The sequence below is a fragment of the Telluria sp. AC161 genome (assembly GCF_979258535.1).
The window spans coordinates 1,972,870-1,986,004 of record NZ_OZ409861.1 but is presented as its reverse complement, the minus strand read 5'-3'; the positions used below and the strand labels follow the sequence as shown (position 1 = coordinate 1,986,004).

Sequence of the window (13,135 nt, the reverse complement as noted above, 5' to 3'; positions counted from 1 at the left end):
CACTCGTCACCGAGGAAGGGGCGTGAGCGAGGCGCACGCCGACATCGCGGCATTCGACTGGAGCGGGACCCCACTGGGTGCACGCGCAGCCTGGCCTGCGGCACTCGAAGCCGTCTTCGGCATGATGCTGGCAACGCCGGTGGCGATGTGCGCCACCTGGGGGCCAGAGCAGACGTTGCTCTACAACGCGGCGTACGTGCCGTTTCTCGGCAAACGCCATCCAGGCGCGCTGGGGCGACCATTGCCCGAAGTCTGGTGGGATGTATGGGCCGATATCGGTCCGCTGGTGGCGCGCGTGATGGCCGGCGAAGCGGTCAGTTTCACCGATCTGCCACTGGTCATGACGCGCAGTGGCTATGAAGAAGAGACGTGGTGGTCGTTTGCGTACAGCCCGCTGCGTGACAACGGCGACATTGCTGGCCTGCTCAATATCGCCACCGAAACGACGGCTGGTGTCATCGCCGCCAGAGAGCGCGACGCGGCGCAGACCCAGCTCATCAAGCGCAATATCGCGCTGGAGCAGGAGATTGTGGCGCGCAGGGAAGCGGCCAGCCGGCTCGCCACCGTCATCGAGCACCTGCCGGTGGGTATCTGCCTGTTTGACATGACTGGGCATGCCATCCTGAATAACCCGGTCTTCCAGACCTTTGTCCCCGATTTCTCGCCCGCGCATGGCCTGCAGCGCGCCTGGGAACATTGGCGCGGGTTCGATGCGCAGGGTCGGTTGCTGGCGCCCGACGACTATCCGAGTGCGCGCGCATTGCGCGGCGAACTCGTCGCGCCGGGCGACGAATTTCTGCGGCGCGCGGCGGACGGCACGGAAACCTGGGTCGCCGTCAGCGCCGTGCCGCTGATCGACAGTGCTGGCGCGCAGGCCGGCATCATTCTGGTATTCGACGACATCGACCAGCGCAAGCGGATACTGCTCGATCTCGAGCGCCAGGTGGCGGAGCGGGCGCAGGATCGCAATGCGCTGTGGACGCTGTCGTCGGACATCATGCTGCGCTGTACGTTCGATGGGGCGATCACGGCCACCAATCCGGCCTGGTCGGCCGTGCTGGGCTGGCGCGAGCACGAGTTGATCGGGTCGAACCTGTTCGACCTGATTCATCCGGACGATATCGCGCGTACGATTGCCGGCGCGCGTGAATTGTCGCAGGGGATCGGCCATCATCGGTTCGATAACCGCTACCGCCATCGGGATGGCAGTTATCGCTGGATCTCGTGGTCGACGCGTGCGCACGACGCGATGATCAATGCGGTGGGGCGCGACATCACGCGCGACCAGGAGCAACTGGCTGAACTCGAGGCAATGCAGAATGCGCTGCGTCAGAGCCAGAAGATGGAGGCGGTGGGCCAGCTGACTGGCGGCCTGGCGCACGATTTCAATAATCTGCTGGCCGGTATTTCGGGCGCCCTGCAGCTGATGCAGATGCGCATGCAGCAGGGGCGCTACAACGAGTTCGAGCGCTACATTGCGACGGCGCTGGGCGCGTCCAAGCGGGCCGCGGCCCTGACCCACCGCCTGCTCGCGTTCTCGCGCCAGCAAACCTTGATGCCCAAGCCGACGAACGTGAACCGGCTCGTCACCGACATGCAGGAGCTGGTCCAGCGCACGGTGGGGCCGGCCGTGCGGATCGAGGTGGTGTGCGTTGCCGATGCGTGGCCGGCGCTGGTCGATGCGTCGCAGCTCGAAAATGCGCTGCTGAATCTGTGCATCAATGCGCGCGACGCCATGCCCGATGGCGGCGCCATCACGGTCGAAACGGCCAACAAGTGGATCGACGAACGCGTCGCGCGCCAGCAGAATATGGCAGAGGGCCAGTACCTGGCCTTGTCCGTCAGCGATACCGGTGTGGGCATGGCGCCGGACGTCGTTGCGCGTGCGTTCGAGCCGTTCTTCACGACCAAGCCGATCGGCCAGGGGACGGGCCTCGGGCTGTCGATGATTTATGGCTTTGCCCAGCAGTCGGGCGGCCAGGTCCGCATCTATTCTGAAGTGGGGCAGGGCACGACCGTGAGCATCTATCTGCCGCGGCATTACGGCGCTGGCGCTGCTGACCTGGAACCCGATGTCGCGGTGCCGACCGCGCTGACGCAGTCGGGGCAGGTGGCGACCGTGCTGGTCGTCGACGACGAACCGACCGTGCGCATGCTTGTCATCGACATCCTGCAGGATCTCGGCTTCGGCTGGATCGAAGCAGCCGACAGCGCGACGGGTCTCAAGATGCTGCAATCGGACGCGCGGATCGACCTCTTGGTCACGGACGTGGGGCTACCTGGCGGCATGAATGGACGCCAGATGGCCGATGCCGGGCGCGCGGTCCGGCCCGGGCTGCAGGTCTTGTTCATCACTGGCTACGCGGAGAATGCGGTGCTGAACAATGGCTACCTCGATCCGGGGATGGCGGTGCTCACCAAGCCGTTTTCGATGGAGGCGATGGCGGCGCGCATCCGGTCGATGGCCGAAGCGGGCGCCGTCGAAGCGGAGGGGTCCTCTGCAGGGAGTCGCCATCCACGGTAAGATTGTCGTCCTTACCACAGGACCACTTACCATGACGACTTCCAGCTACCCCGATACCCGTCTCCTCATCGCCAACGAATGGCACGACGCCAGCGGCGGCAAGACCATCCCGGTGATCAATCCGGCCACCGGCCAGCCGATCGGCAAGGTTGCCCACGCCAGCATCGCTGACCTCGATCGCGCGCTGGCCGCCGCCCAGAAGGGCTTCGAGACCTGGCGCGCCGTGCCTGCCGCCGAACGCGCCGCGATCATGCGCCGCGCCGCGACGCTGCTGCGCGAGCGCGCCGGCGACATCGCGCGCCTGCTGACGCAGGAGCAGGGTAAACCGCTGGCCGAAGCCAAGGGCGAGGCCCTGGCTGGCGCCGAGATCATCGACTGGTTTGCCGCCGAGGGCATGCGCGTGTATGGCCGCATCGTCCCGTCGCGCAACCCGGCCGCGCAGCAGCTCGTGCTGAAAGAGCCGGTCGGCCCGGTCGCAGCGTTCACACCCTGGAACTTCCCGATCAACCAGATCGTGCGCAAACTCGCGGCAGCGCTCACCACCGGCTGCTCGTTCCTGTGCAAGGCGCCGGAAGAAACCCCGGCTTCGCCAGCGGCGCTGCTGCAGTGCTTCGTCGATGCCGGCCTGCCGCCGGGCGTCGTCGGCCTGGTGTTCGGTGACCCGGCCGAGATTTCGGGCTACCTGATTCCAAGCCCGATCATCCGCAAGGTGACGTTCACCGGCTCGACGCCAGTGGGCAAGCAACTGGCCGCGCTGGCCGGCGCCCACATGAAGCGCGCGACGATGGAGCTGGGTGGCCATGCGCCGGTCATCATCGCCGAGGATGCCGACGTGGCGCTGGCCGTCAAGGCGGCCGGCGCGGCCAAGTTCCGCAATGCCGGCCAGGTGTGCATCTCGCCGACCCGCTTCCTCGTGCACAACGCCGTCAAGGCAGAGTTCACGCGCGCACTCGTGCAGCACGCCGAAAGCCTCAAGCTGGGCGACGGTATGGCCGATGGCACGACGCTCGGGCCGCTGGCTAACGCACGCCGTCTGGATGCGATGGCCAAGGTGGTCGACGATGCGCGCACTCGCGGCGCCACGGTGGCAACGGGCGGTGAACGCGTGGGCACCAGCGGCAACTTCTTCGCACCGACCATCCTGGCCGACGTGCCACTGGACGCCAGCATGTTCAACGACGAGCCGTTCGGCCCGATCGCCGGCATCCGGGGTTTCGACAGCCTGGAAGACATGATCGCCGAAGCCAATCGCCTGCCGTATGGCCTGGCCGGTTATGCCTTCACGCGCTCGATCAAGAACGCGCAGTTGCTGATGAACCGTGTTGAAGTGGGCATGTTGTGGATCAACCAGCCGGCCACGCCAAGCGCCGAGCTGCCGTTTGGCGGCATCAAGGATTCCGGCTACGGCTCGGAGGGCGGACCGGAAGCGCTGGAATCGTATCTCAATACGAAGGCCGTCTCGATGGTGGGCGTGTAATTGGTAGTGTCGCGTTGCGGCGAGATCGCGTGTAACAATTTGTAGGACAATGCGCCATGGTGGCGGGGTATAATTCGGCCCGCCACCGGCTTCTGCGCTCTCCAGATGCCACTCATCTCTGTAGAGCGACACCATGATCTTTCCCCAGTGCGCATGACGCAGGCCATCCTGACGCTCAATGTCGATACCGAATTCGATGTGATCGCCGCGCGCCAGCGTGCGCGCCAGATCGCCGGCGCCTGCGGGTTCGGTTCGGTCGACCAGGCCCGTATCGGCACGGTCGTGTCCGAGCTGGCGCGCAACATCTTCAACTATGCCGGCGCCGGTTCGGTCTCATTCGTGGCCGAAGGCGTAGTAGCGCCGCAGCATCTTTCCATCACGTTTGCCGACCGCGGACCCGGCATCGCCGACGTCGGGCATGTCCTGTCGGGCGCGTACCGGTCGACATCCGGCATGGGTGTCGGCATCCTGTCGGCGCGCCGGCTGATGGACCAGTTTGACATCGCCAGCGGGCCATCCGGCACCCGGATCACGGTCGGCAAGCGTTTTCCGGCCAATACGGGTTTCATCAGCGCCGACGGGTTCGGCCCGCTCGTTGCGCAATTCGAGACGCTGCCCAACCACGCGGCATTGTCGGAAGCACGGCACCAGAACCGCGAATTGGCCGACGCCCTCGGCGCGCTGCAGGCGCGGCAGGAAGAACTGCAACTCGTCTCGACCCGCCTCGAAGAGCGCAACCGCAATATCGAAGCCCTGAATGACCTGCTGGACGACAAGGCTGCCGCGCTGCAGAAAGCCGATCGCAGCAAGGACGAATTTCTCGCCACACTGAGCCACGAACTGCGCGGGCCGCTGTCGGCGGCTTCCATGGCAGCGAGCATGTTGCTGCCCGAGGGCGTGACATCGCAGCGCGCCAACCAGATGGGTGAACTGATCCGGCGCCAGGTCACGCACATGAGCCGGCTGGTCGAGGATCTGCTGGACGTCTCGCGGGTGAGCCGCGGCCTGGTGCAACTGGAAAAAGCGCCGGTGGAGTTGGCCGACGTCATCGCCGCCGCACTCGAGCAGGTGCAGTCGGCGGCAAACCAGAAACGGCACCGCATCGAGCAGGCACCAGGCATGCCCAGCCTGCTGGTGCTGGGCGACCGCACGCGCCTGATCCAGGTCGTGAGCAATCTGCTGACCAATGCGATTCGCTACACGGACAGCGGCGGCATCATCCACGTCTTTCTTGAAAAACGGGGCACGATGGCAGCGCTGCGGGTCACCGACAACGGCATGGGCATCGCGCCCGACCTGATGCCGCGCCTGTTCGACCTTTACGTTCAGGCCGAACGTTCAGCCGACCGCACCGGCGGCGGCCTCGGCCTGGGCCTTGCCCTCGTCAAGAACCTGGTCGAAGCCCACGACGGCACCGTCACCGCCCACAGCCCCGGCAACGGCCACGGCAGCACCTTCACCGTCCTCCTCCCCCTGCACACCGAACGCCGCGAGTAACCGCCTGGCGCCGCCCGACCCGACCCTCCAATTAGGGTCAGAGTCGAATTATTGACCAATAAATCTCCATCAATGGCCTGTTTGCAATGCCCTCAGGCAGCATTCCGCGCGGCCATTGCTTTCCAATTGGGGTCAGAGTCGAATTGTTTGACAACATTGAGGAATTGCCCAATAAGTCGACTCTGACCCTGATTGTTCAGTATCTGGTGACGGGGGCGGGAGGAAGTGTGCTCTCGGGCGTAAACGGCGACCGCCCGGGCCGGCCTGGGGGCCGGCGCCGGGCGGCGCGGGTGGTGCGGGTTGACGCTGGCTTGGGCCTTAGTCTTCCTGGAAGGCTTCTTCGCGTTTCTTGCGCAGCGATGGCAGCAGCACGACGATCATTGCCGCAGCGGCCAGGCCCAGCATGACGCCCGAGATTGGGCGCTCGATGAATACCATCGGGTCGGCGCGCGAGAGCAGCAGGGCGCGGCGCAGGTATTCTTCCATCATCGGACCGATGATGAAGCCAAGCAGCATCGGCGCGGGCTCCAGTTCGAGCTTGGCACACAGGTAGCCGAGCAGGCCAAACAGCGCCATCAGGTAGACATCGAAGGTGCTGTTGTTCAGGCTGAATACACCGATCGCGCAGAACATCAGGATGGCCGGGTACAGCATCTGGTACGGCACCATGATCATGCGCACCCAGATACCGATCATCGGCAGGTTCAGCACGACGAGGAACAGGTTACCGACCCACATCGAGACGATCAGGCCCCAGAACAGGCCAGGCTGTTCGGTCATGACGGCAGGACCAGGCTGAATGCCCTGGATGATCATCGCGCCGATCATCAGCGCCATCACGGGATTCGACGGAATGCCCAGCGTCAGCATCGGGATGAACGAAGTCTGCGCACCGGCATTGTTGGCCGCTTCCGGCGCCGCAACACCTTCGATGGCGCCCTTGCCGAAGTTGGCCGAGTTCTTCGACACTTTCTTCTCGAGCGAGTACGACGCGAACGAGGCCAGCATGGCGCCACCGCCCGGCAGGATGCCCAGCAGCGAGCCCAGGCCCGTGCCGCGGATGACCGGCCACATGATGCGCTTGAAGTCTTCCTTGTTGAGCATCAGCCCGGTGACTTTCTTCATCACCAGATTGCGGTCTTCGTTGTGCTCGAGATTGCGGATGATTTCGCCGATACCGAACATGCCCATCGCGACGATGACGAAGTTGATGCCGTCAGCCAGTTCCGGCATGTCGAAGGTGTAGCGCGCCGAACCCGAGTTCACGTCGGTACCGACCACGCCCAGCAACAGGCCGAGCAGCACCATGCCGATGGCCTTGAGCAGCGAACCGCTGGCCAGCACGACCGAAGCCACCAGGCCCAGCACCATCAGCGAGAAGTATTCGGCCGGGCCGAATTCAAGCGCCAGGTCGGCCAGTGGTGGCGCGGCCACTGCCAGCAGGATCGTGGCGACGGTACCGGCAAAGAACGACGAGATTGCCGCGGTGGCCAGCGCCTTGCCGGCCTGGCCGTTGCGGGCCATCTGGTAGCCGTCCAGTGCCGTCACCACCGACGAGGATTCGCCCGGCAGGTTGACCAGAATGGCGGTGGTTGAGCCACCGTATTGCGCGCCGTAGTAGATACCGGCCAGCATGATCAGGGCCGACTCCGGTGGCAGGCCGAACGTGGCTGGCAGTAGCATCGCGATGGTGGCGATCGGACCCAGGCCCGGGAGGACGCCCACTGCAGTGCCGACGAATACGCCGACCAGGCAGTAGAACAGGTTTTGCATGGACAGGGCCGTCTCGAGGCCCAGTGCGAGGTTACTGAAAAGTTCCATATGATTTAATTCCCACCGAGCCAAGGGCCAATGATCGGCATCGGCAAGCCAAGCAGCTTGACGAACAGTCCAACTGCGAACAACGTCATGCCCGCGGCCAGCGCGAGTGACTTCTTCAATTCGAATTTATCGCTGGCGTACGAACTGATCAGGATCAGCAGGAAGCCTGCAGGCACCAGGCCGGCATTGCGCACCAGGAAGCCGAACAGCAGCACGGCGACCAGTACGATGGTCAGCTCGCGATAATAGATGCGGCCGATCGCCTCACCCGGACGGAAGAACGAGCGCACGAACGACGCCAGGCCGATCAGCGACAGCAGGATGCCCAGCGCGATCGGGAAGTAGGCCGGACCCATGCGGCCGGCACTGCCCAGCTCATACTCCTGGCCGATGATCACGGCGCTCAGACCGAAAATGAGAAAGACGATGCCGCTCCAAAAGTCTTTCGGATGGCGGATAAATGCTGGCACGGTGGTGGTCCCCTTTATGGTGATGCAGATGCGGTGATGCAGATGCAGTGGTTCGAAATGCGTGAATGCGGATCACGGATGCAGCCCCGCGCAACGACGATGACAACGACGATGACAACGACGGCGGCCGGGCTCCGGATGCGACAACGCCGCACCGCAGCCGGACAGGCCGGCGCGGCGCGAGGTCGTCAACAGGGCATCAGTCGGCGAAGGCGCCGGCTTTCTTGATGATCGGACCCCACAGGTCGATCTGCTGCTTCAGGTGCGTGCGCAGCGCTTCCGGCGTGGCTTGATTGGTCGGGACCGGTTCGGTACCCAGGTCGGCGAAGCGCTTGACGACGTTCGGATCGCGCAGCGCGGTGCGCAGCGCGTTCGACAGCGCGTCGACCGTTGGCTTCGGCGTGCCTTTCGGCGCGTACAGGCCGTGCCAGACACCGACTTCGAAGCCTGGCAGGCCAGCCTTGTCCAGCGTCGGCAGGTTCGGCAGCGAGGCGACCGGGGTCTTGGTCGTCACGCCGTAGGCCTTGATCTTGCCACCCTTGATCTGGCTGGTGGTGTTGGTGGTCTGGTCGCACATGAAGTCCACCTGGCCGCCCAGCAGGTCATTCATTGCCGGACCGGTGCCCTTGTACGGCACGGTGGTCAGCTCGACGCCCATCGCGGTCTGCAGCAGCATGCCGCACAGGTGCGATGCCGAACCCAGGCCGGCGTGCGCGTAGGTGACCTTGTCCTTGTTGGCTTTCACGTACGTGATCAGCTCTTTCATGTCCTTGGCCGGGAAGTTCGCCTTGGCGACGACAGTCATCGGCACGTCGGTGATCAGGCCGATCGGCTCGAAGCTGGTGATCGCGTCATACGGCAGCTTGCGGTACAGCGCTGGCGCGGTCGACTGGCCGATGTGGTGCAGGAACAGCGTGTAGCCGTCGGGTGCGGACTTGGCGGCGCGCGCCGCGCCGATGGTACCGCCGGCACCGCCAACGTTCTCGACGATGATCTGCTGCTTGAGCGTGGTGCCCATCGATTGCGCCACAAGGCGCGCGACGGTGTCGGTCGGGCCGCCGGCCGCGAACGGCACGATCATGGTGATGGTCTTGGTCGGATAGGCCTGGGCATGGGCCAAGCCCGTGCCGAAAGCGGTCAGGCAGGCGGCTGCGCACAGCATCTTGAGCTTCATGGTGTCGTCCTCGGATCTCATTTTTGGTTTAGTCTGGCAACCGGCACTATGACTGTGCCGTGCTCCCTTGTGGCGTTGTCTTACGCACCATATGTTTTACCAGCAAACATATTGTTATGCAACTACGTGGAAATACGTATGTGGTATGCATGACGCTCTTTTGGGCAAGAACGAATGGGCCGAAAACGCCCATCCGAAAACAAAAAACGCCATCCGAAGATGGCGTTTCTGGTCGCTGCAGCGCCGTATTGTCAGACCGGCGGCTGCACCGGGAGTTCCCGATCCCCGAGCAGCAATTTCGCTGGCGTCATCGGTGTCGTGCGCAGGCGCGTACCGGTGGCATGGAAGATGGCGTTCGAGACCGCCGCCGCCACACCCACGATGCCGATCTCGCCTACGCCCTTGGCGCCGAGCTGCTTGCTGACGATACGGTCGTCTTCTTCCACGAAGATCACGTCGATATCGTGGATGTCGGCATTGGCCGCCACGTGATACTCGGCGAAATTGTGGTTCATGAAACGCCCGTACTTGTGATCGGTATGGGTTTCTTCATGCAGTGCCTGGCTGATGCCCCAGACGACCGCGCCGCTGATCTGGCTGGCCGCCGTCTTGGCGCTGATGATGCGCCCGGCCGCAATCGCGCTGACCACGCGCGTGACGCGCACCATGCCGAGCTTTTCATTGACGCGCACTTCGCAGAACACGGCCGAGTGCACGGCGCGCGCGTACTTGCGCTGCTTGAGCATTTGCGGCGTCATGAAGTATTTCTCTTCGACCTGATCGACGCCCGCATTGGCCAGCACCTGCGTGAGTTCCACGCGGCGCGACGGGTCCGTTTTCAGGAAAATCGCGCCGTCGCCGAATTCGACGTCGCGCAGGCGCGCCTTGGCCAGCGGCGAATCGGCCATCTTCGTTGCCATCTTGAGCACCGACTTCTTGAGCTTTTCGCAGGCACCGAACACGCCCGAGCCCACCGTGGTCACGTGCGATGAGCCGCCTTCGATCGGCGCCATCGGCAGCGTCGAATCACCCAGTTGGAACGTCACCAGTTCCATCGGCAACCCCATGGCCTCGGCCGCAATCATCGACATCACGGTATAGGTACCGGTGCCAATATCGGTCGCTGCACTGCTCACGACCAGGCGGCCGTTGCTGTGCAACACGGCGCTGACGCGGGCGACCATCACCATCGCATCCCAGATGCCGGTTGCCATGCCCCAGCCCACCAGCTCGTCGCCGTCCTGCATCGAGCGTGGCTCGAGCGGACGCTTTTCCCAACCGAAGCGCTCGGCGCCCTGGCGATAGCACTCGCGCAGTTCCTTGCTCGAGAACGGCTTGTCCTCGATCGGCGAGATCTCGGTGTAGTTTTTCAGGCGCAGTGCCAGCGGATCCATTTTCAACTCGTAGGCCAGCTCGTCCATCGCCACTTCCATGGCGTGCACACCGTGGGCGGCGCCCGGGGCGCGCATGTCCAGCGGCGTGAAGCGATCGTTCGCGACCACCTGGTAGCCGAGCTTGATGTCGGTGCACGCATACAGCTGGCCCGACCAGTTGACGATCACTTCGACGTAATCCTCGAGACGCGAGGTTTCCTGGATCGCTTCGTGCCAGATCGCCTTGAGCGTGCCGTCCGGCGCAGCGCCCAGACGGATGCGGTGCCAGGTTTCCGGACGATGGCCGAAGCTGAACATCTGCTGGCGCGTCAGCACCACGCGCACCGAACGCTCCAGTTGCAACGCGCCCATCACGGCCAGCGGCAGCTGGTACTGCGGGCGCAGGCCGGAACCGAAGGCGCCGCCCACGTACGGGTTGCGCACGGTGACTTCGTCGCTCGACAGGCCGAAGCCGTGCGAGACATACCAGCGGCTGTTCTGCGAGCTTTGCGTCTTGTCGTAGATGGTCAGGTGGCCGTTTTCAGCGCGAATCACGGTCGAGGCGAACATCTCCATCGGATTGTGGTGCTCGACGCCGTTGTAGTACTGCGAGTCGACCCGTACTTCGGCCGCCTCGAATGCCTTTTCACCGTCGCCGATCGAGCTTGGCGGCACGAAACCGGCCTTCATCTTGCGTGGCTCGTAGGCCTGGTCAAGGCTTTCCAGCAGATTGGTTTCGTGCGCATCGACATCGTAGTGCACGCGCACCAGCGACGCAGCGTAGCGCGCGGCTTCGAACGTCTCGGCCAGCACCAGCGCCACCGGCTGGCCGCTGTAGAAGATCTCGTCCGAGAACAGGGGGCGGAACGGCGAGCCGGCCGGGGCCGTCATGTCTTTCCAGGCCAGGTCGAACGAGCGCATCTTGGGGCGGTTCTCGTGCGTCATCACGGACAGCACGCCCGCGACGCCCAGCGCCTCGGCCGTGTCGATGCCGGTGATGCGGCCCTTGGCCACGGTGCCGCTCACGACCACGCCGTAGGCCAGGTCGGGGGCAAAGTATTCGGCGGCGTATTGTGCTTCACCGGTGACCTTGGCGCGGCCGTCGATGCGCGAGACCGCCATGCCGCTTTTCACGCGGCCGGTGCCAGCCGGCGCGCTCGGCGCGCGCAGTTCAGGAATCAGGTCGGTCATGCTTGTTCTCCTTGTGCATCGAGTCCGCGCGCATGGTCGGTGCCACGCGCGGCGGTGGTCAAGGCTTGCACGATGGCGTTGCGCGCCAGCGGCAGCTTGAAGTCGTTTTGGCCGAAGCCCTGGGCGCCTTGCAGGATCGTCTCGGCGGCTTGCAGGAAGGCCGCTTCGCCCACTGCCTGGCCGACGAGCGCTTCTTCAGCCGCTTCGATGCGCCATGGCTTGTGGGCCACGCCGCCGAGCGCGATGCGCGCAGCGCGGATCGTGCCGTCGGCATCGAGGTCCAGCGCAGCAGCCACCGACACCAGCGCAAACGCGTACGACAGGCGGTCGCGCACCTTGATGTAGGCGCTGTGGTCGATGAAGCGGTCCGCTTCGGGCACGGTGATGTGGGTGATCATCTCGCCTGGCTGCAGCGTGTTGTCGATCTGGGGCGTATCGCCCGGCAGGCGGTGGAACTCGGCGAACGGGATGTCGCGCGCGCCGCTCATCGAGCGCACGTGCACCGTCGCGTCGAGCGCGCGCAGTGCAACGCACATGTCCGACGGATGGGTAGCGATGCAGCTTTCGCTGGTGCCCAGGATCGCCAGCTGGCGATTCAGGCCTTCGCGCGCCGGGCAGCCGGTGCCGGGTTCGCGCTTGTTGCAGGCGGTGCCGACGTCATAGAAGTAGACGCAGCGGGTGCGCTGCATCAGGTTGCCGCCGTTGGACGCCATATTGCGCAGTTGCGGCGAGGCGCCGGCCAGGATCGCCGACGACAGCAGCGGATAGCGCTCGCGCACCACCGGGTGGTAGGCCGTGTCCGCGTTGCGGGCAAGGGCGCCAAGCAGCAGGCCGCCGTCTTTTTCTTCAACCTGGTCCAGGCCGAGGTTGTTGATGTCGACCAGGCGTGACGGCTTCATCACGCTTTCCTTCATCAGGTCGAGCAGATTGGTGCCGCCGGCGATCGGGCGGGTGTCAGGGTCGAGCAGGGCGGCCAGCGCCGCGTCGACGTCCGTGGCTTGGGTAAAGGCGAACGGGTTCATGACAGCACCGCCCCGGTCGTGAAGCCCTCGGTGGTTTTTTTCGTCTCGCGCATGTCGAGAACCTTGATGACCGCATCGGCGATCTGCGGGTACGCGCCGCAGCGGCACAGGTTGCCGCTCATGAGTTCACGCACGTCGTCGCGCGACGTGGCCTGGCCTTCGTTGATCAGGCCCACGGCCGAACACAGCTGGCCCGGCGTACAGTAGCCGCACTGGAACGCGTCGCAGTCGATGAATGCCTGCTGCAGCGGGTGCAGGTCTTCGCCGGTGGCCAGGCCTTCGACGGTAGTGATCTCGCGGCCGTCCTGCATGACGGCCAGCGTCAGGCACGAGTTGATCCGTTTGCCGTCCACGAGCACGGTGCAGGCGCCGCACTGGCCCTGATCGCAACCCTTCTTGGTGCCGGTCATGCCTGCGCGCTCGCGCAGCAGGTCAAGCAGCGTTACCCACGATTCGACGTTGAATTCCCGGTCCTGGCCGTTGATGCGCAGGCGCACCGGATGCTGCTGTTGATGTTCCATGTTCTTCCCCTCTGTGAGAAGATATGAACATAACGTCCTGTTACATTTGCGACGGTTAGCTAACG

The 13,135-nt window shown here is 64.6% G+C and carries 9 protein-coding genes; 3 read left to right on the top strand and 6 right to left on the bottom strand.

The annotated features are described in order from the left end of the window. The first annotated feature begins 22 nt into the window (after positions 1-22). The 3 genes from ACZ0AJ_RS08945 (at position 23) to ACZ0AJ_RS08935 (ending at position 5,498) form a co-directional block, all read left to right on the top strand. Positions 23-2,524, top strand: coding sequence for a PAS domain-containing hybrid sensor histidine kinase/response regulator family protein (locus tag ACZ0AJ_RS08945; protein ID WP_499454567.1), 2,502 nt, complete (start codon positions 23-25; stop codon positions 2,522-2,524). A 31-nt stretch (positions 2,525-2,555) separates the two neighbouring features. Then, positions 2,556-4,001, top strand: a complete 1,446-nt coding sequence (locus tag ACZ0AJ_RS08940) for an NAD-dependent succinate-semialdehyde dehydrogenase (RefSeq protein ID WP_499453977.1) — start codon at positions 2,556-2,558, stop codon at positions 3,999-4,001. Between the two features lie 153 nt (positions 4,002-4,154). Then, positions 4,155-5,498 carry an ATP-binding protein gene (locus ACZ0AJ_RS08935; RefSeq protein WP_499453976.1) on the top strand — a complete coding sequence of 448 codons (1,344 nt, stop codon included), beginning with the start codon at positions 4,155-4,157 and terminating at the stop codon, positions 5,496-5,498. Between the two features lie 318 nt (positions 5,499-5,816). On the opposite strand, the gene ACZ0AJ_RS08930 is transcribed toward ACZ0AJ_RS08935, so the two are convergent. From ACZ0AJ_RS08930 to ACZ0AJ_RS08905, 6 genes are all read right to left on the bottom strand, one after another. Next, a complete protein-coding gene (locus ACZ0AJ_RS08930; protein WP_183552632.1) occupies positions 5,817-7,319 on the bottom strand; it encodes a tripartite tricarboxylate transporter permease in 1,503 nt (500 codons plus the stop codon). Between the two features lie 5 nt (positions 7,320-7,324). Beyond that, the gene (locus tag ACZ0AJ_RS08925; protein ID WP_499453975.1) at positions 7,325-7,789 is read right to left on the bottom strand and encodes a tripartite tricarboxylate transporter TctB family protein; all 465 of its coding nucleotides are present in this window, start codon (positions 7,787-7,789) and stop codon (positions 7,325-7,327) included. Between the two features lie 199 nt (positions 7,790-7,988). Further along, entirely contained in the window at positions 7,989-8,963 is a 975-nt protein-coding gene (locus ACZ0AJ_RS08920; RefSeq protein ID WP_499453974.1) for a tripartite tricarboxylate transporter substrate binding protein BugD, read from the bottom strand. A 251-nt stretch (positions 8,964-9,214) separates the two neighbouring features. Then, on the bottom strand, positions 9,215-11,527 hold the full coding sequence (locus ACZ0AJ_RS08915; RefSeq protein ID WP_499453973.1) for a xanthine dehydrogenase family protein molybdopterin-binding subunit: 2,313 nt from the start codon (positions 11,525-11,527) through the stop codon (positions 9,215-9,217). Further along, positions 11,524-12,549 carry an FAD binding domain-containing protein gene (locus tag ACZ0AJ_RS08910; RefSeq protein WP_499453972.1) on the bottom strand — a complete coding sequence of 342 codons (1,026 nt, stop codon included), beginning with the start codon at positions 12,547-12,549 and terminating at the stop codon, positions 11,524-11,526. The genes ACZ0AJ_RS08915 and ACZ0AJ_RS08910 overlap by 4 nt, the downstream gene beginning before the upstream one ends. Beyond that, positions 12,546-13,070, bottom strand: a complete 525-nt coding sequence (locus tag ACZ0AJ_RS08905; RefSeq protein ID WP_499453971.1) for a (2Fe-2S)-binding protein — start codon at positions 13,068-13,070, stop codon at positions 12,546-12,548. The genes ACZ0AJ_RS08910 and ACZ0AJ_RS08905 overlap by 4 nt, the downstream gene beginning before the upstream one ends. Between the last annotated feature and the right edge of the window lie 65 nt (positions 13,071-13,135).

Coding starts and splice junctions, on each gene's coding strand:
- ACZ0AJ_RS08940 (WP_499453977.1), top strand. CDS start 2,556: ATGACGACTTCCAGCTACCCCGATACCCGTCTCCTCATCGCCAACGAA.
- ACZ0AJ_RS08935 (WP_499453976.1), top strand. CDS start 4,155: ATGACGCAGGCCATCCTGACGCTCAATGTCGATACCGAATTCGATGTG.
- ACZ0AJ_RS08930 (WP_183552632.1), bottom strand. CDS start 7,319: ATGGAACTTTTCAGTAACCTCGCACTGGGCCTCGAGACGGCCCTGTCC.
- ACZ0AJ_RS08920 (WP_499453974.1), bottom strand. CDS start 8,963: ATGAAGCTCAAGATGCTGTGCGCAGCCGCCTGCCTGACCGCTTTCGGC.
- ACZ0AJ_RS08915 (WP_499453973.1), bottom strand. CDS start 11,527: ATGACCGACCTGATTCCTGAACTGCGCGCGCCGAGCGCGCCGGCTGGC.
- ACZ0AJ_RS08910 (WP_499453972.1), bottom strand. CDS start 12,549: ATGAACCCGTTCGCCTTTACCCAAGCCACGGACGTCGACGCGGCGCTG.
- ACZ0AJ_RS08905 (WP_499453971.1), bottom strand. CDS start 13,070: ATGGAACATCAACAGCAGCATCCGGTGCGCCTGCGCATCAACGGCCAG.